Origin of the sequence: Orlajensenia flava (assembly GCF_004801905.1) — a bacterium.
Lineage (GTDB): Bacteria > Actinomycetota > Actinomycetes > Actinomycetales > Microbacteriaceae > Orlajensenia > Orlajensenia flava.
The window spans coordinates 150,290-170,189 of sequence record NZ_SSSN01000002.1 but is presented as its reverse complement, the minus strand read 5'-3'; the positions used below and the strand labels follow the sequence as shown (position 1 = coordinate 170,189).

Genomic DNA, 19,900 nt, shown 5'->3' with positions numbered 1-19,900 from the left:
GTTCGCGCCGATCACAGCCCACCCATAGGATCGGGCAGACGAAGGGGGACGATGACGATCTCAGGGGGAATCGACGTCGACGGCGTCGCGCGTTCGTTCGGCGATGTGCACGCCGTACGGGAGGCGACGCTCACGGTGCGGCCGGGCTCGGTGGCCGGGCTCATCGGGCCGAACGGCTCGGGCAAGACCACGCTGCTGCTCATGCTGGCGACGCTGCTGGCGCCGGATGCCGGACGCATCAGCATCGCCGGCCACGACCCGGTCGAGCAGCCGCGCGAGGTGCGCGCTCGGATGGGCTGGATGCCCGACACGCTGGGCGCCTGGCCGTCGCTGACGGTGCGCCAGACGCTCGTGGCCGCGGGCAGGCTCTACGGGCTCACGCAAGACGCAGCAGGGGAACGTGCCGCGGAACTCATCGACGTCGTGAGCCTCGAGCCCCTCGCCGACCGCCCCAACCGAGTGCTCTCGCGCGGCCAGAAGCAGCGCCTGAGCCTCGCCAGGGCGATCGTGCACGATCCGGACGTCCTACTGCTGGACGAGCCGGCATCCGGTCTCGACCCGCAGGCTCGAGCAGACCTGCGGGAGCTCATCCGCCGGTTCGCCGCCGAGGGAAAGGCCGTTCTGGTGTCCTCGCACGTGCTCGCAGAACTCGACGAGATGGCCGACACCGCCGTCTACCTCCGCGCCGGGAGGACCGCGTCGGCGGATGCCGTCGAGCGGTCGGTGCGTTCGGCGCGCGACTGGCGCATCCGGGCCATCGATGCGTCGACGCTGGCACCGGCGCTCGCGGCCGCCGGAGTGCCGGCGGAACTGATCCGCGCCGACAACCTCGGCACCCTGGTTCCGATCGGCGACGAGGACCAGGCGGCGCGGCTGCTCGCGGCCCTCGTCGGCTCGGGCGTCGCGGTCTCATCGTTCGGGCCGGCCGTCGGCGACCTCGAACACGTCTTCCTGGAGCTCAACCGCGAGGAGGGCGACTCATGACCGGAGTGATCGGCGGAGCTTGGCTCATCGCGATGATCGAGCTGAGGCAGCGGGTGCGCGGTGTCGCCTGGTACGTGCTGCTCGGGGTCTTCATGTTCGTCATCCTCTGCGCGACCGCTCTGCTGGTGCTGGCCACCAACGCGCTGCACAGCGGTGGTGGCGGAGTCTTCTCGACGATCATCTTCCTCGTGCTGCTCTTGGCCACGCTCGTCTCCCCCGCGCTCAGCGGGAACGCCATCAACGGCGAGCGCGACGCGGGCACGCTGGCCACGACGCAGGTGACCCTCGTGAGCACCGCGCAGATCGTGATCGGCAAGTGGCTCGCCGCGTGGATCACCGCGCTGGCGTTCCTCGTCGGCGCCCTGCCGTTCCTCGTCTTCGCGGTGGCGCTCGGGCAGGTCTCCCTCGGGACCATCGCGGTGTCCACCCTCGTGCTCGCCGCCGAGCTGGCGGTCATCGCGGCGTTCGGGGTGGGATTGTCGGGCGTTCTGTCGCGCCCGCTGTTCTCGATCGTGGTGACCTACCTCGTCATCGCAGCCCTCAGCGTCGGCACCCTCATCACCTTCGGGCTCCTCGGCGCCGCGACCCAGTCGGATACGACGTACACCTACAAGTCGCAAACCGGGACGGATTGCTCTGCCATCAACGTCTCGTACTCTCGAGTTCCCCGGTTCGACCACTATTGGGGCATCCTGGCGGCGAACCCCTACGTGATCCTCGCGGACGCCGCTCCCCCGTCGTTCAGCGATCGGGGTCAGCCGCAGGACCTGTTCACAGCGATCGCCGTCGGCGTCCGTCAGGTGCAGAAGGCTCCGCCTCTCGAGACCACCTACGACGACTGCGCGCCGCCGGCACACCAGCCGACCCCCGAGGAGATCTACGAGTCGGCCGTGCCGTCGTGGTTCGTTGGATTGACGATTCAACTCGTGCTCGCGGCTGGCGCGTTGTTCTGGGCGTGGCGTCGTACCGACACCCCCGCTCGGCGACTGGCGACAGGCATGAGGGTGGCCTGACGCGAGCTCAGGCTCCTGCTTCGGCGGCGTGGACGTCATCGCGAAGGGAGCGGATGGCGGCGCGCAGGGCGCGCTCAGGGTCCTGCCCGCGGTCGCGGGCCGCGGAGACCAGCAGCAGCAGGTGCTCGCCGAGCGCATCCTCATCCTCGAAGACGATCGTCGTCGCATCCATGCGGGTGACGCCGACCTTGGCGGCCTTGCCCAGGGTCTTGTCCGCCAACGCCAGAGCCGGCATTCCCTGCGGAACCCCATCGAGCACGCTGGTTCGATGCGGCTTCTCATCGGCCTTCAGCTCGTCCCAGAACGCGACGACATCCTCTGCCGTCGCAGCCTGACGATCACCGAAGACATGCGGATGCCGACCGACCATCTTGGCCGTCATGTGGGCGGCGACATCCTCGATCGTGAAGTCCTCGCCCGCGGTGTGGGCGGCCAGGTCGGCGTGGAAGAGCACCTGGTAGAGCACGTCGCCCAGCTCTTCGATCATCTCGGCGCGATCGCCCGCTTCGATGGCGTCGATGAGCTCGTGGGTCTCCTCGACGAGGTAGCGCACGAGCGATTCATGCGTCTGCTCGGCGTCCCATGGGCACCCTCCGGGCGCGCGCAGCAGCGCGACAGTGCGCACGAGCTCCTCGAGCTCGGGGTGAATCGGTGTGGCTGCTTCCGCACTGTCGGTCATCCGCTCATGGTATGCGTGACCGATACAGTGGTCGCAGGTGCGCCGGGAAGACTGGTCGGCGAGCGCTGATGTGCGCTCTGACCCTGAACCGACCGTGGAGACCAGCCGATGACCATGCAACACACGGATGACCTCCGCCGCTCGCCGTTCCGCTCCGAGCGTGTGGCCGCTCTGCTATTGCTGCTGGCGGCCGTGATCGGGCTCGTCGTCGCCAACACGGCCGTCGGTCCGGCCGTCCTCGACCTGATGGACGAGCACTTCGCCGTTCCGGCCATCGGCTTCGACATCTCGCTCAGCCACCTGATCAGCGACGGCCTGCTGGCGGTGTTCTTCTTCATCGTCGCCGTCGAGCTGCGGCGCGAGCTCGTCATCGGCGAGCTGAATTCGCTCGCCAAGGCATCCCTCCCCGCGATCGCGGCCCTCGGCGGGGTGGTCGTGCCCGCCGCGATCTACCTCGTCATGACCGCCGGAACGGATCTCGCCGCCGGATGGCCGATCCCGACGGCGACGGACATCGCCTTCGCGCTGGGCATCCTGGCCGTCTTCGGCTCGGCGATGCCCACCCGGGTGCGGGTCTTCCTGATGGCTCTCGCGGTGCTCGATGACCTCGTGGCGATCCTCATCATCGCCTTCTTCTTCACGGCTGGGGTGCAGTTCGCGTGGATCGGCGCCGCCGCCATCGCCATCACGGCCTTCGGCGCCGTGAGTCGACTGCTGCGCCCGCGGTCCCCGTGGGTGCTCCGTCGCCGGCCGCAGTGGCCGCTCATCGCGGTGATGATCGTGCTCGGCGTGCTGGCCTGGTTCTTCGTCTACCAGTCCGGTGTGCACGCGACGATCGCTGGGGTCGCGCTGGGTTTCGTCATCGCCCGACGGCCCGGCGGGCGCAGCGTGCACGCGCTCGAGCCGTGGTCGAACGGTCTCATCCTGCCGGTCTTCGCGTTCTCCGCCGCGCTCGTCGTCATACCCGCCGTCGCTCCGGCGCAGTTCAGCCCGGCCTTCTGGGCCATCCTCGTCGCACTCCCCGTCGGCAAGCTCGTCGGCATCACCGCGGGTGGGTTGATCGGCGCGTCGATCTTCCGGGGCAGACCGGGTGCCCTCCGGTGGCCCGATCTCCTGCCCGTCGCCGCGTTGGGAGGGGTCGGCTTCACCGTGTCGCTGCTCATGAACGAGCTGGCATTCAGCGAGCATCCGCTCGTCGTCGATGAGGGAACGCTCGCCGTGCTCCTCGGTTCCGGGGTGGCGATCGTGGTCTCGGCCTGCGTGGTCAGCTGGCGCGCTCGGCACTATCGTCGGCAGGCGCGGGAACGGACTCCGGGAACAGCGCCGTCAGCAGCTGGGTGACCCACGCGATCAGCTCGGCGTCGGCCAGCACCTCTCCGTGCGACGAGGGTAGCGGGATGGAGATGGAGCCGTTTTGCGTGACGTATCGCGAGCCCGGGTACATCCGCTGCAGCCGCACCTGCATCGAGTCGGGCAACGTCGCGGGCGCGACACGCAGGTTCGATCCCATGGCGACGACGTCCCCGAGGCCGGCGCGCTGCGCACGACGGCGCAGGCGCGACACGGCGATGAGTGTGAGGACGGGCTGAGGCGGCTCACCGTAGCGATCGGTGAGCTCCTCGAGCACGAGGTCGATGGACTCGTCCTTCGCGGCGGGCGACGATGCGGTCGACAGCTTCTGGTAGGCCTCGAGCCGCAACCGCTCGCTGTCGACGTAGTCCTCGGGGATGTGGGCGTCGACGGGAAGCTCGAGCCGCAGCTCGGTCTGCCCCTCGGCGACGTCGCCCCGGAACGTCGAGACCGCCTCGCCGATCATGCGCAAGTAGAGGTCGAACCCGACACCGGCGATGTGGCCGGCCTGCTCGCCACCGAGCAGGTTGCCGGCACCGCGGATCTCGAGATCCTTGAGCGCCACCTGCATGCCGGCGCCGAGCTCGTTGTTTGCCGCGATCGTCGACAGGCGGTCGTGCGCGGTCTCGCTCAGCGGGGTGTTCTCGTCGTAGAGGAAGTAGGCGTAGGCCCGCTCGCGGCCGCGGCCGACGCGTCCGCGCAGCTGGTGGAGCTGGCTCAGGCCGTACTTGTCGGCGCGGTCGATGATGATGGTGTTCGCGTTGGCGATGTCGAGGCCGGTCTCGATGATGGTCGTCGAGACGAGCACGTCGAACTTGCGCTCCCAGAAGTCCACCACGATCTGCTCGAGCACGCTCTCGGGCAGCTTGCCGTGGGCGACGGCGATGCGCGCCTCGGGCACGAGCTCGGCCAGCTGGGCGGCGACCCGGTTGATCGATGAGACCCGGTTGTGCACGAAGAAGACCTGGCCCTCGCGCAGCAACTCGCGACGGATGGCGGCGCCTACCTGCTTCTCGCTGTAGGGGCCGACGAACGTGAGGATGGGGTGCCGATCCTCGGGCGCCGTCGCGAGCGTCGACATCTCGCGGATGCCGGTGACCGCCATCTCGAGCGTGCGCGGGATGGGGGTGGCGCTCATCGCGAGGAAGTCGACGTTGGTGCGCAGCTTCTTGAGCCGGTCCTTGTGCTCGACGCCGAAGCGCTGCTCCTCGTCGATGATGACCAGGCCGAGGTCCTTGAAGACGACATTGTCGGCGAGGATGCGGTGCGTGCCGATGACGACGTCGACCGTGCCGTCAGCGAGACCCGCCACAGTCTCGCGCGCCTCGCGATCGCTCTGGAACCGGCTGAGCGCACGCAGGTGGATGGGGAAGCCCGCGAAGCGCTCCTGGAACGTCTCGACGTGCTGTTTGACGAGGAGGGTGGTCGGCACCAGCATGGCCACCTGCTTGCCGTCCTGCACAGCCTTGAACGCGGCGCGCACGGCCACCTCGGTCTTGCCGAAGCCGACGTCGCCCGAAAGCAGCCGATCCATCGGGATGGGACGCTCCATGTCGGCTTTGACCTCGTCGATGGTCTGCACCTGGTCGGGCGTCTCGACGAAGGGGAAGGCCTCCTCGAGTTCGCGCTGCCACGCCGTGTCGGGCCCGAAGGCGTGACCGCGCGACGCCATCCGGGCCGAGTACAGCTTGACCAGTTCGACCGCGATGTCGCGGACCGCCTTGCGTGCCTTGCTCTTCGCAGACGACCAGTCGCTGCCGCCCATCTTCGACAGCGAGGGGGCCTCACCGCCCACGTAACGGGTGAGCAGGTCGAGCTGGTCGGTCGGCACGTAAAGTCGATCGCCGGCTTGCCCGCGCTTGGACGGCGCGTACTCGAGCACGAGGTACTCGCGCACGATGGTGGGCTGCTGGGCGATGCCCGCTGTGCGACTCGGGCCGGTCGGGCGGGCTCCGGCCGCGACCGTGCGCTGGGTCATCTCGACGAAGCGCGCGATGCCGTGGGTCTGGTGCACGACGTAGTCCCCGCTGCGCAATTGCATCGGGTCGACGACGTTCTTGCGCCGGCTGGCGAGCTTCTTGACTCCCCCCGCGGCATAGCCGGCGGAACGTCCATAGAACTCGCTCTCGCTGATGAGACCGAGCCCTGCCTCCGCGAGCTCGAAGCCGCGGGCGACGCCGGCCTGGATGAGGTAGGCGACACCGGGCTCGGGGTCGGCGGGGAACTCGTCGGCGACCCGGCCGGCCAGGCCGCGCTCCGCAAGAACATCGCGGGCGCGCTCGACGAGGCCGTGCCCGGCGGCCGCGATGGCGAGCGACCAGCCATCGGCCAGTCGGCCTGCGACGTGGTCGAGGGCGCCGTCGACGTTCCCGGAGAAGCTCGGGACCGCGGTGGCGGGAACCCGGAGGTAGTCCTCGACGTCGGCATCTCCCGCATCGAACGAGGAGAAGGTCCACCACGGATGATCGGGGGCCGGCTGGCCAGGCGCAGAGAAACGCGAGGCATCGCGCAGGTCGCCGAGCGTGAGGAAGTCACCGGAGTCCAGGTCGATGGGCGCCTCGGCTCCCGCCGTCGCAGCACTCCACGCCGCGGCGAGGAACTCGCGGTTGGTCTCGGCGAGGCTCGCAGCACGGCTGGAGACCCGCTCGGGAGACATGACGGCGATGGCCGCGCCGTCGGGCAGATAGTGGGTGAGCGGCACCAAGCGATCGACGAGCGCGGGGGCGAGTGACTCCATCCCCTCCACGGGGATTCCCTCGGCGATCTTCGCGAGCATCTGCGCGAGGCTGGGGAACTCGTGCTGCATCTCGGCGGCGCGCTGGCGCACCGAGTCGCTGATGAGCATCTCCCGGCTGGCGGTGAGGCTGACGGATGCGATGGGTTCTGGCAGCGAACGCTGGTCGGCGACGGAGAACGCCCGCACCTGCTCCACCTCGTCGCCGAAGAAGTCGACGCGATAGGCGTGATCGGCCACCGGCGGGAAGACGTCGAGGATGCCGCCGCGCACGGCGAACTCGCCTCGCCGCGTCACCATGTCGACCCGGGAGTAGGCGAGCTCGATCAACTGCACCGCGATGGCGCTGAGGTCGTGACCCCGCCCGCCCGCTTCGAGCGTGACGGGTCCGCGATCGGCGAGGTTGTCGGCCAACGGCTGCAGGGCCGCCCGCACGGACGCGACGACGATCATCGCCGGCCGCGAGGCCGCATCCGTCTCGGTCCACGCTCGGAGTCGCTGCAGCGTGTCGATGCGCCGGCCGACGATCTCGGCACTGGGACTCAGTCGTTCGTGCGGCAGCGTCTCCCAGGCGGGGAAGTCGAGCACCTCGGCCGACGGCAGGTAGGCGCACAGGCTCTGTTCGAGCGACTCGGCCTCTCGGCTCGTGGCCGTCACCACCAGCGCGCACGGCGCTCCGCTGGTCAGCGCCCGCTGATTCAGCAGTGCCGCGAGAAGGGGCGCGGATGCTCCCTCGGCGAGCGAGAAATCGGCGTCGCGGCGCGCTGAGGACAACGCGGTTTCAACGGTGGAGGCGCGCGAGAGCGCGGAAATCAGGCCCTGCAGCATCACCGTGCAAGTCTACGGGCCCGCTCCGACACTGAGGCGCGCGTACCCCGGACGGGAATCACCCGTACTGGGACGGGCAGTGGACTCACAGCGTTCTCTAATGTTGGCGATGCCCAGTTCCCTACGACGAAGGCGATCACATGACGAACCTGCCACCGACCGACGGTGACGGATACGCCGCAGCATCACGTTTCGCAGTGCCCTCGCTGAGCCCCGGCCTGGTGCCGGGGCTCACTGCGACGGCCGTCGACGCTCCGGCGACGTTCGCCGCTCCCCCGGCCATGCCCTACTCGTGGCAGGAGAGCACGCCGTCGCGTCGACTCGGCGCCGTCGCGTTCATCGTGGCGGTGACGGTGTTCGTGCTGTCCGTGATCGCGGCCGCGTTCATCGGCCAGGGGCTCTCCGCGGCCGTGGTGATCGAGAACGGGCGAGCTGTCCCGGGGAGCGTTACGACCGGGGGCGGCATGTTCGCTCTCGCCGCGATCATCCACGTCGCTCTCGGCACAGCCTTGGGCATCTGGGCGATCGTCCAGGGCATCGTGGCCGTCGTGAAGCACCGCGGCCGTGGCTTCGGGATCGCGGCGATCGTCATCGCGGCGCTCGCACCACTGCTGTCGTACCTGGCCTTCTCCATCACGATCGCCGCGACGGTCATTCCCGCCGGCCGCTGACGCATTCGCTGGCTGACGTGCTATCCCAGGGCGCTCAGGCCGGCGAGTGGTACCGCTGCTGGGCAGCGTTGAGCCCGTCGGTCACGATCAGTTCGACGGCGTCTGCGGCATCCGTCAGCAGGATGGGAAGGGACGCCTTCTCGACGCTCGAGAAGTCCTTCAACACGAAGTCGGCGGCGTCCTGACGGCCCGGCGGGCGCCCGACGCCCACACGGACGCGCACGAAGTCGGCTGAGCCGAGTGCGGCGAGGATGTCGCGCAGTCCGTTGTGTCCGCCGTGACCGCCGCCCTGCTTGAGCCGCACGGTGTCGAACGGTACGTCGAGCTCGTCGTGGATGACGATGATGCGATCAGGTGCGATGCCGTAGAACTTCGCCAGCGCGGCGACGGGCTTGCCCGACAGGTTCATGTAGGTGCCGGGCTTGGCGAGGATGAGCTTCGGGCCGCCGGGCGAGAGCCACCCCTCGGCGACGAGGGCGTTCGCCTTGTGGGTCTTGAACCGCGCCTGGATACGAGCGGCGAGCTCGTCGAGCACCATCTGCCCGACGTTGTGCCTGTTGCCGGAGTAGCCGGGCCCGGGGTTCCCGAGCCCGGCTACCAACCAGGTGTTCGTGTCTGCTGACACGGTGCGACGGATGCCGAAGATGATTACTCGGCGGCCTCGTCGGACGTGGTCTCCTCAGTGCCCTCTTCGGCCTCGGCCTCGGCGGCCTCCTCGCCCTCCTCGGGCAGGTCGACCTTCTGGGGCACGTGCACGTTGACGACGAGCGTGTCGGCGTCGATGAGCAGCGTCGCGCCACGGGGAAGCTCGATCGCTCCGGCGAGGATCTGGGTGCCCTCCTCCAGGCCCTCGACGTCGACGACGACGTTCTCGGGGATGTGGGTGGCCTCGACCTCGAGCTGCAGTGTCTTGGCATCGAGGTCGGCAATGGTGCCGGCGAACGACTCGCCCGTCAGGTGCACGGGGATCTCGACGACGACCTTCTCGCCCTTCTTGACGACGATGAGGTCGATGTGCTCGATGATCTGGCGAACGGGGTCCTTCTGCACGTCCTTGACCAGGACGAGCTCGCCCTTGCCGTCGACGTCGAGGTCGAGCAGGGCATTGGCCTTGCGCAGGATGAGGCCGACCTGGTGCGCAGGCAGGGTCACGTGGCGGGGCTCGCTGCCGTGGCCGTAGATGACGGCGGGGATCTTGCCCGCGGCACGGATCTTGCGGGCAGCGCCCTTGCCGAAGGACTCGCGTGCCTCGGCGACGACCTTGTTGTCGTCCTTCTTCTTGGCGTCAGCCATGTTCAGTATCTCCTTGCGGGCTCTGTGGGCCCAGATCGTTGTCTGTTGTTCAACTCGAACGCATGTCAGCGTGAGGAAAAGCCGTCACAGCACATCCACCGCGTCGATCACGGACCCCGCCGGCCGCTTGCGCAGCACGAAAGGATCCCTCGCCGAAGTCCAGCTATGGAGTCTAGCAGGGGCGCGGGGCACCGGTCACCAGTCGTGCATGCTCCCGTCGAGCAGCCGATTGACGGGTGCCGCGCACGTCCTAGGCTGGAAACCACGTCTACGAAGGGTGCGCAATGACTGAGGCAACAGCGAACATCGGTGTCGTCGGGCTCGCGGTGATGGGATCGAACCTCGCACGCAACCTGGCCAGTCGCGAGGGCAACACGGTAGCCGTCTTCAATCGCCACTATGACAAGACCGAGACCCTCATCGGCGAGCACCCCGAGGCGGGATTCGTTCCCGCATCTGACTATGAGGCATTCGCGGCCTCCCTCAGCAAGCCGCGCACCGCGATCATCATGGTCAAGGCCGGCGCGGGAACGGATGCGGTGATCACCTCGCTCACGGAGGTCTTCGAGCCCGGCGACATCATCGTCGACGGCGGAAACGCCCTCTTCACCGACACCATCCGCCGAGAGAAGGCCGTGCGCGAGACGGGAATCAACTTCGTGGGCGCCGGCATCTCGGGCGGCGAGGAAGGTGCCCTCAACGGTCCATCCATCATGCCCGGCGGGTCGGACGAGTCCTGGGTGACCCTCGGCCCCATCCTCAGGTCCATCGCCGCGATCGCCGAGGGAGAGCCCTGCGTCACGCACGTCGGCCACGACGGCGCCGGCCACTTCGTGAAGATGGTCCACAACGGCATCGAGTACGCCGACATGCAGCTCATCGGCGAGGCGTACGACCTCATCCGTCGCGGAACCGACAAGTCGCCCGCCGAGATCGCCGACGTCTTCGCCGACTGGAACACGGGAGAGCTCGAGAGCTACCTCATCGAGATCACCGCCGAGGTGCTCCGCCAGGTCGACGCCGACACCCGAAAGCCGCTCGTCGACGTCATCCTCGACCAGGCCGGCGCCAAGGGCACCGGCGCATGGACCGTGCAGACCGCGCTCGACCTCGGCATCCCCGTCTCGGGCATCGCCGAGGCCGTGTTCGCCCGTTCGCTCTCGAGCAAGCCGGCCCAGCGCGCCGCAGCCTCCGACCTTCCCGGACCGTCGGAGGCCTGGACGGTCGACGACCCCGACGCCTTCATCTCCGACGTGCGCGACGCCCTCTACGCGTCGAAGATCATCGCCTACTCGCAGGGTTTCGACGAGATCGTGGCCGGTGCCGCTCAGTACGGCTGGGACATCAAGAAGGGCGACATCGCGGCGATCTGGCGGGGCGGCTGCATCATCCGCGCCCGCTTCCTCAACCGCATCACCGAGGCGTACGCCGACGACGCCGACCTCACCCTGCTCGCCGCCGCACCGTACTTCGCGGAAGCGCTCGGCCGCACCCAGGAGGCCTGGCGCCGGGTGGTCGCAACCGCGGCGCAGGCGGGCATCCCCTCCCCGGCATTCTCCTCGAGCCTGGCCTACTACGACGGACTGCGGGCCGACCGCCTTCCGGCCGCGCTCATCCAGGCGCAGCGCGACTTCTTCGGCGCGCACACGTACAAGCGCGTCGATAAGGAGGGCACCTTCCACACGCTGTGGTCGGGAGATCGCAGCGAGATCGAGTCTGTCGACACCCACTGAGCCGTCGGTACGCGAGGCGGTTTGGGGTTGGCGACGTGAGGCAACCGAAGTGGCGGCAGGAGGGCGAGGAGCCCGACTACCGGTTCACGCTGGCCAACGAGCGCACCTTCCTGGCGTGGATCCGCACGGCGCTAGCGCTGCTCGCGGGGGGCGTGCTGATGCACCAGTTCGCATCGACGTTGGGGCCGAGGCCGGTCATCGTCGTCCTCGCCGTGGCGTTCGGCGTGATCGCCGCGGGACTGACCATCGTCGCCTACACGCGTTGGCGCGGCAATGAGGTGGCCATCCGCACCGGCCGCCCACTCCCGTCATCCTGGGTGCTCCCCGCGCTCTCGATCGCGCTGCTGATCGTGACCGTCGTCATCGCCGTCCTGCTGGCCTTCCCGTGAGGCGGGGACGATGAGCATCGCGCGCGATCCGGGACTGCAGGCCGAGCGCACCGCCCTCTCGTGGACGCGGACGGCGCTCGTCCTCGTCGTCAACGGGCTCCTCGCCGTTCGCTCGGGTGTCGTGCTCGCGCAGCCGGAGTTCGTGGTCGTCGGCGTCGTCCTCGCCGCAGCGGCTGGGGCCGCCATCCTCTTCGGCGTCCAGCGTCGTCGGCAGCTCGAGGCCCGAGCAGACGCGCCCGTGAGCCTGGTTCCCGTGCTCGTCGCGGTCTCGGTGACACTCCTGGCCTGCGTCGCGGGCATCGCATCCGTCCTCGCGGTGGGTTAGGGTCGCTGCACGATGACCGCGCATCCCGAACTGCAGGGCGCTTCCGACGAGGATGGCGCTCCGTTCTTCAGCGAGCGTCGCCGGCGCATGCAGCGCGTGGTCGTCTGGGTCGGCATCGTCGTGCTCGTGCTGCCCGGCGTTCTGGTCGCAGCGGGCGTCGCCCAGTCCACGGCCAACCGGACCTGCGCGGCATACGTCGGCTATCTCAAGCCGGATGCAGCGGGATACGCCGCGCCGTTCGAGCTGTTCGGCGCGGGCGGGCCGGGCTGGCAGTGCTATGCGGTCTCGTCCAGCGGGCCGCACACGTTCGTGGGGCCGCTCGGCCTCATCCCGTCGGCGCCCCGTCCGCACGAGGGCGTTGCGACGTAGCCGACCGCGCGAGTCGGACGATCACTCCGCCAGCAGGTTCTGCCGCACCACCCGTCGAAGGGTCTTGCCGATCTGCGACTTCGGCAGTTCGTCGACCGCCACCACGTGCTTGGGCACCTTGTATGGCGTGAGCTCGTCGCGGACGAACGCGCGCAGGGCGGCTTCGTCGAGCGTCGAGCCATCGGCCAGGACGACGGCCGCCACCACCCGCTCGCCGCTGTGCTCGTCGGGCAGCCCGACGACCGCGACATCTTCGACCGACGGATGCCGGCGCAGCGCGTCCTCCACCTCGGTCGGCGACACGTTGAAGCCCCCGGTGATGATGAGCTCCTTGATGCGATCGACGATGCGCACGAAGCCGTCCCCATCGATCGTGACGATGTCGCCCGTGCGGAACCACGGCAGTCCGCCGTCGTCGGCCGCGACGAACACGGCGTCCGTCTCATCGGGCTTCTTCCAATAGCCGGAGAACACCTGCGGACCGCGCACGATGAGCTCGCCCTCCTCGCCGGGCGCGACATCCGTCGTCGGCTCGTCGGGGTCGACCACGCGCGCCTCGGTGCTCGGAAGCGGCAGCCCGACGGTGCCCGCTCGACGATTCGGTGCGACCGGGTTCGCCATCAGCACCGGCGAGCACTCCGAGAGGCCGTAACCCTCGACGAGGTAGCCGCCCGTCTTGGCCTCCCACGGTTCGACGACGGCGGACGAGAGGGCCATCGCACCCGAGATCGAGATGGCGATGCCCTCCAACGAGACTCCTCGCTGCTCGGCGACCATGGTCAATCGCTGGATGATGGGCGGAACGGCGGGCAGGAAAGTGGCCGGCCGCTTCGCGACGACGTCGAGGATGAGGTCGGGGTCGGGCTTGGGGAAGAGCACCAGCCGGGCGCCCATGCTCATGGCGAAGGTCAGGCACAGCGTGAGCCCGTACGCGTGGAACATCGGGAGCACCGCGTACACGACCGCACGACCGCGCTCGATTGCGGGCACCCAGGCACGGGCCTGAGCCGCGTTGGCGAGCAGGTTGGCGTGGGTGAGGGTGGCGCCCTTGGGGTTGCCTGTCGTGCCGCTGGTGTACTGGATGAGCGCCACGTCGCTCACCTCCGGCGCGATGATGTGCTCGTCGATGGGCTCGGCACCGACCACCCTCTCCCACGGGGTGGTGCCGCGCACGGACGTCGTGAGGGCAGCCCGTGATGACCGTGCCTTGTCCACCGGCAGGCGGAGGGCCGCGCGGGTGAGGAACGGCATGGCTCGGGTGACGTCTACCGAGACGATCGACCGGATCTCGATGTCCTCGGGAAAGGCCTGCAGCGTCTCGACGACGTTGTTCCAGGCGATCGCGACCTTGGCACCGTGGTCCTCGAACTGATGGCGGAGCTCCCGCGGCGTGTAAAGCGGGTTGTGCTCGACGACGATGCCGCCGAGGCGCAGCACGGCGTAGAAGGCCACGATGTGCTGCGGGCAGTTCGGCAGCACGATCGCCACCGTGTCGCCCTTCTGCACCCCGAGCAGGCGCAGTCCTTCGGCGGCACGCTCGATCTGCTCACCCAGGTCTGCGTAGGTGGTGGTGCGCCCGAAGAACTCGAGGGCTGCATTGCGCGGGTAGGCGTGGACGGATGCCCGAACCAGGTCGTAGAGCGAGCCCGTCGGGGCGTCGATGTCGTCGGGCACGCCATCGGCGTACGAGGTCAACCACGGGCGCGGCGTCGAGAGGGGCACGGCTTCCACCCTATTCCCGGCTCCCCCATCCGCCCCGCCTCCCCATCCGCCCCGTCTCCCCATCCGCTGGGCAGTAGATGCTCGTCGCGAGCCCATCCGCGCGCACCTGGTGCCCAACGGATACCGCGGAGCGCCCAGGGGCGAGCCAGCGGAGGCTGCTACCCTTCCACCAAGCCGCCCATGACCTCAGCACACGAGCCTTCCGACGCCGAGCGCGCATCGCGACACCGCGCAGTGCGCTCCGAGTCGAACCCGCGCGCCGATCGCCCGTCACGTCGCGGCACCCGGCGCCCGTCGCGTCGCAGCACGGATCGCACGGCACGGCGCGGGGCGACGCATCCCCCTCGTAGGCCGCGCAGCATCCTGACCATCCCCGCCGTGCTGGCGGTTCTCGGGCTCGGCGCCGTGTTCGCCTGGTCGTCGCCGACCGCCTCGGTCGAGGCGGCACCGCCCGTCTCCCAGCGCGCGCACGCGGTGCAGAGCTTCGCGGTAACGGATGGAATCGCCGACACTCTCGTCACCCGTGACGGCTACAGCGCGACGACCGGCGCCAAGACCCTCATCGCGGGCGGCACCAACTACGACTGGGCTCGCCTCGTGATGACCTTCGCCGGCTGGCCCACGAGCGACAGCAACATCACGGTGTTCACCCGCTGGATGCGTCAGGAGAACGGCGTCGACGACTGGTGGAACCGCAACAACCCGCTGAACAACGGATGGGGGTCCGGCGGAGGAAGCGGGCTCGGCAGCTACGACAGCCTGGTGACCGCCGCGGAGAACTGCGCCGATGCCCTGCACCGCAACTCGGGCTACTCCGCGATCGCGGCCGGCTTCGCCGCATCCGCCCCCACGTCGCAGATCGAGGCGGCCATCTGGGCGTCGCCGTGGGCGAGCAGCCACTATGCGAACGGGGCCCACTGGGCCTACACGCCGGCCACCGTCGTCGAGGCGCCTGCGGACGCCTGGTAGACCACAGGCTCCAGCGGTCCTAGTCCTCTCGAGGACGGCGGATGCGGATCGGACCGCGTACCGACGTCGGATCGGGCACGACACTCCCGCCCTGAGTGATCTCGACCTCCCCGGCTGCCATCAATCGTCGCGCCGCACGGCGGACATCCTCCATCGAGCGACGCCAGCCTGTTCCTCCGGCGTCGCGCGCGGCATCCGAGGGGCAGATCGACGACGTCGGCGACCGTTCACCGAGCATCCGGAGTATGACGGACTCCCACTCGCGGTCCTCGGCGCTCACGGCCTCGTCACTCACGGCCCCGTCGCCGCTCATGGCCTCAGGCGGCGCCGTCGAACATGCTGGTGACGGATCCGTCCTCGAAGACCTCGCGGATGGCCCGGGCGAGAACGGGGGCGATCGGCAGGATGGTCAGGCGGTCCCAGCGCTTGGACTCCGGAATGGGGAGCGTGTCGGTCACGACGACCTGATCGATCGCGTCGGACTGGAGGAGCTCGACGGCGGGATCGCTGAACACCGCGTGCGTGGCGGCGACGACCACGCTGATGGCGCCGTTCTTGCGCAGCGCCTCAGCCGCCTTCACGATGGTACGGCCGGTGTCGATGAGGTCGTCCACCAGCAGGCAGACACGGCCGTCGACGTCACCGACGATCTCGTGCACCGACACCTCGTTGGGAACCAGCGGATCGCGACGCTTGTGGATGATGGCCAGCGGCGCCCCGAGCTTGTCGCTCCAGATGTCGGCGACGCGCACGCGGCCGATGTCGGGCGAGACCATGGTGAGCGTGGCGGGGTCGAGCTGTTCGCGGAAGTACTCCAGCAGCACCGGCATCGCGAACAGGTGGTCGACCGGACCGTCGAAGAAGCCCTGGATCTGGGCGGCGTGCAGGTCGATCGACATGATCCGGTCCGCTCCCGCCACCTTGAACAGGTCGGCGACGAGGCGGGCCGAGATGGGCTCGCGACCGCGACCCTTCTTGTCCTGGCGGGCGTACGGGTAGAACGGCGCGACCACGGTGATGCGCTTGGCCGAGGCGCGCTTCAGCGCATCCACCATGATGAGCTGCTCCATGAGCCACTCGTTGATGGGCGCGGTGTGCGACTGGATCACGAAGGCGTCGCAGCCGCGCACACTCTCGTCGAAGCGCGCGTAGAGCTCGCCGTTGGCGAAGGTGCGCGCATCCGTCGGGACGATGTCGCTGCCGAGTTCGGCTGCGATGTCGATGGCGAGCTGCGGATGGGCCCGACCCGAGACCAGCACGAGCCGCTTCTGGCCCGTCATCTTGATTCCGGACAAGGCGTCCTCACTTCGTTCGGTCAACACATTCATCCGTCCGTGTCGTGCGAGGCTCGGGCGGCGTGGTCCGCCGCCGTGTCGGCCCGGTGCTCTGCCACCCAGCCTTCGAGGTTGCGCTGCTGGGCGACGGTGATGGCCAGGGCGCCGGCCGGAACGTCCTTGCGGACGACCGTTCCTGCTCCCGTGTAGGCCCCGTCACCAATCCTAACGGGGGCGACGAACACGCCGTGAGCCCCCGTTCGCACGTGGGAGCCCACCTCGGTGCGCGCCTTGTTGACGCCGTCGTAATTGGCCACGATGGTGCCGGCTCCGATGTTCGCGCCTTCGCCGATGGTGGCGTCGCCCACGTAGGAGAGGTGGGGCACCTTGCTGCCGTCGCCGATGACGGCGTTCTTGGTCTCGACGAAGGTGCCGATCTTTCCGTCAGCGCCGAGGCGGGTGCCTGCGCGCAGGTAGGCGAACGGGCCGACGGATGCACCGGCGCCGATGACCGCAAGCGTCGCATCGGTGCGCTTCACCGTTGCGCCTGCGCCGATCTCGCAGTCTACGAGGGTCGTGTCGGGCCCGATGGTCGCGCCCGTCTCGACGTCCGTCGCGCCGAGGATCTGCGTGCCGGGCTTGAGCGTGACGTCGGGGGCGAGTCGTGCCCGGAGGTCGATCCACGTGGTGGCCGGATCGTCGATCGTGACTCCGGCGAGCTGCCATCCGCGCACGATGAGGGCGTTGAGTTTGAGCGCCGCCTCGGAGAGCTGGGCGCGGTCGTTGATGCCCGCCACGAGCCAGGGCTCCGCGACGGGAACGGCCGCCACCTCGCTGCCGGCCTCACGCAACAGGGCGATGACGTCGGTGAGGTACTGCTCACCCTGGGCGTTGGCAGAGGTGACGTTGGCGAGCTGGTCGCGCAGCTCGTTCACCCCGAAGACGTACACACCGGCATTGGCCTCGGTGATGGCGCGTTCGGCATCCGTCGCGTCCTTCTCCTCGACGATGCGGTCGAACCCGCCGCCCTCGCCGCGCACGATACGGCCGTAGCCGGTCACGTCGGACGGCTCGAACGACATCACCGTGCCACTGGCGGCGTCGTCACGGTGGGCGGCGACGAAGGCCGTGAGGGTCGCGGCATCGAGCAGGGGCACGTCGCCGTTGACCACGAGCACCTCGCCCGCGAAGTCATCCGGAAGCGCCGTGATGGCCATCTCGACGGCGCGGCCGGTTCCGGGCGTCTCGTCCTGATCGACCACGATCGAGGCGGGCAGGTCGGTACCGACGAGGGCGGCCACCCGATCGCGCTCGTGGCGGACGACAGTGATGACGTGTGCGGCGTCCATCGCCTGGGCGGTCGCGAGCACGTGGCCGAGGATGGGAACGCCGGCGAGCGGATGCAGCACCTTCGGCATGGCGGACTTCATGCGCGTGCCCTGTCCGGCGGCGAGGATGACGATGGCGAGGTTTGTGTCCATGCTCCGCCGCCAGGACTCGAACCTGGACCTAACAGCTCCAAAGGCTGTCGTGCTGCCATTACACTACGGCGGACCGCGGGCGCCCCCGGGGCCGCACGCGTGCTCCAGTCTGCCAGAACCGGAGCCGCCCGCCGACGCCGTTGCCCTCGCCGTTCGTGCCGTCGTGGGTCTTGTCAGGTGACCATATGGTCACCTATTATGTGAAGCGATGGACGATGACGACGCGGTGTTCAAAGCGCTGGCCGACCCGACCCGGCGTCGGCTGCTCGACCACCTGTTCGAGCACGACGGAGCACGCCTGACCGACCTCGAGGCTCTCGCCGAGATGACCCGTTTCGGCGTGATGAAGCACCTCCGAGTCCTCGAGGATGCCGGTCTCGTCGTGGCCCGTCGTTCAGGGCGCGAGAAACTGCACTACCTGAACGCCGTGCCCATCCGCCTCATCCACGACCGCTGGATCGACAAGTACCGCGAGGGTCCCGCTCGCGCGCTCGCCGACCTGGCCCGATCATTCGAGGAGCACTCATGAGCGACAACACGCAGGTCTACCAGGTTTTCATCAAGGCGACGCCGGAGGAAGTGTGGGAGGCGATCACGCGCCCGGATCACTCGGTGCACTATTTCCACGGCGCCGCCACCACCAATACGGCCGAGCGGCACGAGACGCACGGCCCGGACGGATCGGACTGGGGCAGTGGCGCGGTGATGGAGTTCGACCCGCCGCGGCGGCTGGTGCACGAGTGGCGCTCGGCTTATGACGTGGAGCTCGGCGCGGAGCCGGCAAGCCGCGTCAGCTGGGAGCTCGACGAGGTGTCGCCCGGACTGACCCGGCTCGTCCTCGTGCACGACCGGCTCGATTCATCGCCGCGCACCGCCGAGAGCGTCTCGGGTCCCGGGTGGATGTACGTGCTCAGCTCGCTCAAGAGCTACCTCGAGACCGGCGAGGCTCTCCCCCGCGCCGAGTGACGGGCGGAACTGTCTCGATACCGAGATAATGGACGGATGGCAGCGAGCGATGAGGTGGACCGCATCGTCGATGCGTGGCAGCGCGAGCGGCCCGACCTCGACTTCGCCCCGCTGCAGGTGCTCTCACGGGTCGGCCGACTCTCGAAGCACCTCGACCGGGAGCGACGCAGCGCCTTCGCCCACGCGCAGCTCGAGTCATGGGAGTTCGACGTGCTCTCGGCTCTCCGCCGGGCCGGTTCTCCCTACCAGCTCTCGCCCAAGGCGCTCCTGCAGCAGACCCTGGTCTCCAGCGGGACGATGACCAACCGCATCGACCGGCTCGTCGAGCGCGGCCTGGTGGTGCGCGGCACCGACCCGCGCGACGGTCGCGGCGTGCTCGTCCGCATGTCGGATGCCGGCCTCACCCGCGTGGACGACGCCATCTCGGGCCTGGTCAGCGCCGAGGCCGCCCTGCTCGGCACGCTGAGCGCGAGCGACCAGGAGCGGCTGGCCGGCCTGCTGCGCAAGCTCAGCCTCGACTTCGACTGAGTCGCGCCTCTATCTCCTTCACAGGGCCGCGCCTCGTGCATCTAGGCTCGCAACGTGAGCGAATCACTGCGCGCCGAACTGCGTGCCCTGCCCGACTTCCCGCCTGACATGCCCGATTTCGACGCGGCAGCAGCGCCTGACGATCCGGTCGAGCTGTTCCTCGACTGGCTGCACATCGCGATCGACGCGGGCATCCGTCAGCCGCATGCCTTCAGCCTCGCCACGGCCACGGCGGCGGGCGTGGTGTCGTCGCGCATGCTCATTCTCAAGGGAATCGAGAACGGCGGATGGCAGTTCGCCTCGTCTGAGCACTCGCGCAAGGGCCGCGAACTCGTCGAGAACCCGCAGGCCGCCATGAACTTCTCGTGGCTCGACCTCGGCAGGCAGGTGCGACTCGTCGGCGGCGTGACCGCGCTGTCGGACGAGGAATCGGAGGCGGACTGGCTGGCGCGCCCGGGGTCGGACGGGACGGTGAATCGCGAGTGGCGGCTGTACGCGCTGCGGCCGGTCGAGATCGAGTTCTGGCAGGGTCGACACGACCGCCACCACGTGCGGCACACCTACCGCCCCAACGCCTGAGGCAGCCGCTCGC

Annotated in this window: 21 protein-coding genes and 1 tRNA gene; 13 read left to right on the top strand and 9 right to left on the bottom strand. The window is 69.1% G+C overall.

Annotated elements, in window-relative coordinates:
- Positions 1-51 precede the first annotated feature (51 nt).
- Together E6C70_RS01205 and E6C70_RS01200 are read left to right on the top strand one after the other, a co-directional pair.
- The gene (locus E6C70_RS01205; RefSeq protein ID WP_136421461.1) at positions 52-984 is read left to right on the top strand and encodes an ABC transporter ATP-binding protein; all 933 of its coding nucleotides are present in this window, start codon (positions 52-54) and stop codon (positions 982-984) included.
- Entirely contained in the window at positions 981-1,997 is a 1,017-nt protein-coding gene (locus E6C70_RS01200; RefSeq protein WP_136421459.1) for an ABC transporter permease, read from the top strand. The genes E6C70_RS01205 and E6C70_RS01200 overlap by 4 nt, the downstream gene beginning before the upstream one ends.
- Before the next feature lie 7 nt (positions 1,998-2,004).
- Here E6C70_RS01200 and E6C70_RS01195 read toward each other — a convergent pair whose 3' ends face one another.
- Entirely contained in the window at positions 2,005-2,676 is a 672-nt protein-coding gene (locus E6C70_RS01195) for a nucleoside triphosphate pyrophosphohydrolase (protein ID WP_136421457.1), read from the bottom strand.
- 108 nt (positions 2,677-2,784) lie between these two features.
- On the opposite strand from E6C70_RS01195, the gene nhaA reads away from it, so the two are divergent.
- Positions 2,785-4,017 carry a Na+/H+ antiporter NhaA gene (gene nhaA, locus E6C70_RS01190; protein ID WP_235833218.1) on the top strand — a complete coding sequence of 411 codons (1,233 nt, stop codon included), beginning with the start codon at positions 2,785-2,787 and terminating at the stop codon, positions 4,015-4,017.
- Here nhaA and mfd read toward each other — a convergent pair.
- Positions 3,941-7,591 carry a transcription-repair coupling factor gene (gene mfd / locus E6C70_RS01185; RefSeq protein ID WP_136421455.1) on the bottom strand — a complete coding sequence of 1,217 codons (3,651 nt, stop codon included), beginning with the start codon at positions 7,589-7,591 and terminating at the stop codon, positions 3,941-3,943. The two genes, nhaA and mfd, sit on opposite strands and share 77 nt — an antisense overlap.
- Before the next feature lie 137 nt (positions 7,592-7,728).
- Here mfd and E6C70_RS01180 point away from each other — a divergent pair, with 137 nt between their 5' ends.
- Positions 7,729-8,259 carry a hypothetical protein gene (locus tag E6C70_RS01180; protein WP_136421453.1) on the top strand — a complete coding sequence of 177 codons (531 nt, stop codon included), beginning with the start codon at positions 7,729-7,731 and terminating at the stop codon, positions 8,257-8,259.
- Positions 8,260-8,293: 34 nt separating this feature from the next.
- On the opposite strand, the gene pth is transcribed toward E6C70_RS01180, so the two are convergent.
- Positions 8,294-8,884 carry an aminoacyl-tRNA hydrolase gene (gene pth / locus E6C70_RS01175; RefSeq protein ID WP_207670005.1) on the bottom strand — a complete coding sequence of 197 codons (591 nt, stop codon included), beginning with the start codon at positions 8,882-8,884 and terminating at the stop codon, positions 8,294-8,296.
- A 23-nt stretch (positions 8,885-8,907) separates the two neighbouring features.
- Positions 8,908-9,552, bottom strand: a complete 645-nt coding sequence (locus E6C70_RS01170; RefSeq protein WP_136421449.1) for a 50S ribosomal protein L25/general stress protein Ctc — start codon at positions 9,550-9,552, stop codon at positions 8,908-8,910.
- 284 nt (positions 9,553-9,836) lie between these two features.
- Between E6C70_RS01170 and gnd the strand changes: the two genes are divergently transcribed.
- The 4 genes from gnd to E6C70_RS01150 are packed head-to-tail and all read left to right on the top strand — an operon-like array spanning position 9,837 to position 12,368.
- Positions 9,837-11,285: an NADP-dependent phosphogluconate dehydrogenase gene (gene gnd, locus E6C70_RS01165; protein ID WP_136421447.1), complete on the top strand. Its 1,449-nt coding sequence runs from the start codon at positions 9,837-9,839 to the stop codon at positions 11,283-11,285.
- A 35-nt stretch (positions 11,286-11,320) separates the two neighbouring features.
- Entirely contained in the window at positions 11,321-11,674 is a 354-nt protein-coding gene (locus E6C70_RS01160) for a YidH family protein (protein WP_136421446.1), read from the top strand.
- A 10-nt stretch (positions 11,675-11,684) separates the two neighbouring features.
- The gene (locus tag E6C70_RS01155; RefSeq protein WP_136421444.1) at positions 11,685-11,999 is read left to right on the top strand and encodes a DUF202 domain-containing protein; all 315 of its coding nucleotides are present in this window, start codon (positions 11,685-11,687) and stop codon (positions 11,997-11,999) included.
- A gap of 12 nt (positions 12,000-12,011) precedes the next feature.
- Positions 12,012-12,368: a hypothetical protein gene (locus E6C70_RS01150; RefSeq protein ID WP_136421442.1), complete on the top strand. Its 357-nt coding sequence runs from the start codon at positions 12,012-12,014 to the stop codon at positions 12,366-12,368.
- Between the two features lie 21 nt (positions 12,369-12,389).
- Here E6C70_RS01150 and E6C70_RS01145 read toward each other — a convergent pair whose 3' ends face one another.
- Positions 12,390-14,090 carry a long-chain-fatty-acid--CoA ligase gene (locus E6C70_RS01145; protein WP_235833217.1) on the bottom strand — a complete coding sequence of 567 codons (1,701 nt, stop codon included), beginning with the start codon at positions 14,088-14,090 and terminating at the stop codon, positions 12,390-12,392.
- A 180-nt stretch (positions 14,091-14,270) separates the two neighbouring features.
- Here E6C70_RS01145 and E6C70_RS01140 point away from each other — a divergent pair, with 180 nt between their 5' ends.
- Positions 14,271-15,059 carry a hypothetical protein gene (locus tag E6C70_RS01140; protein ID WP_136421440.1) on the top strand — a complete coding sequence of 263 codons (789 nt, stop codon included), beginning with the start codon at positions 14,271-14,273 and terminating at the stop codon, positions 15,057-15,059.
- A gap of 19 nt (positions 15,060-15,078) precedes the next feature.
- Here E6C70_RS01140 and E6C70_RS01135 read toward each other — a convergent pair whose 3' ends face one another.
- From E6C70_RS01135 to E6C70_RS01120, 4 genes are all read right to left on the bottom strand, one after another.
- A complete protein-coding gene (locus E6C70_RS01135) occupies positions 15,079-15,372 on the bottom strand; it encodes a DUF3253 domain-containing protein (protein WP_136421438.1) in 294 nt (97 codons plus the stop codon).
- Between the two features lie 4 nt (positions 15,373-15,376).
- On the bottom strand, positions 15,377-16,354 hold the full coding sequence (locus E6C70_RS01130; protein ID WP_136421670.1) for a ribose-phosphate diphosphokinase: 978 nt from the start codon (positions 16,352-16,354) through the stop codon (positions 15,377-15,379).
- A gap of 29 nt (positions 16,355-16,383) precedes the next feature.
- Entirely contained in the window at positions 16,384-17,814 is a 1,431-nt protein-coding gene (gene glmU, locus E6C70_RS01125) for a bifunctional UDP-N-acetylglucosamine diphosphorylase/glucosamine-1-phosphate N-acetyltransferase GlmU (RefSeq protein WP_136421437.1), read from the bottom strand.
- A 1-nt stretch (position 17,815) separates the two neighbouring features.
- Positions 17,816-17,887 (bottom strand) — tRNA-Gln (locus E6C70_RS01120).
- Between the two features lie 135 nt (positions 17,888-18,022).
- Here E6C70_RS01120 and E6C70_RS16940 point away from each other — a divergent pair.
- The 4 genes from E6C70_RS16940 to E6C70_RS01100 are packed head-to-tail and all read left to right on the top strand — an operon-like array spanning position 18,023 to position 19,887.
- Positions 18,023-18,343, top strand: a complete 321-nt coding sequence (locus tag E6C70_RS16940) for an ArsR/SmtB family transcription factor (protein ID WP_136421435.1) — start codon at positions 18,023-18,025, stop codon at positions 18,341-18,343.
- Positions 18,340-18,780, top strand: coding sequence for an SRPBCC domain-containing protein (locus tag E6C70_RS16935; RefSeq protein WP_136421433.1), 441 nt, complete (start codon positions 18,340-18,342; stop codon positions 18,778-18,780). Before E6C70_RS16940 ends, E6C70_RS16935 begins: the two co-directional genes overlap by 4 nt.
- A 36-nt stretch (positions 18,781-18,816) precedes the next feature.
- A complete protein-coding gene (locus E6C70_RS01105) occupies positions 18,817-19,308 on the top strand; it encodes a MarR family winged helix-turn-helix transcriptional regulator (protein WP_136421431.1) in 492 nt (163 codons plus the stop codon).
- A gap of 54 nt (positions 19,309-19,362) precedes the next feature.
- Positions 19,363-19,887 carry a pyridoxine/pyridoxamine 5'-phosphate oxidase gene (locus tag E6C70_RS01100; protein ID WP_136421429.1) on the top strand — a complete coding sequence of 175 codons (525 nt, stop codon included), beginning with the start codon at positions 19,363-19,365 and terminating at the stop codon, positions 19,885-19,887.
- Positions 19,888-19,900: the final 13 nt, after the last annotated feature.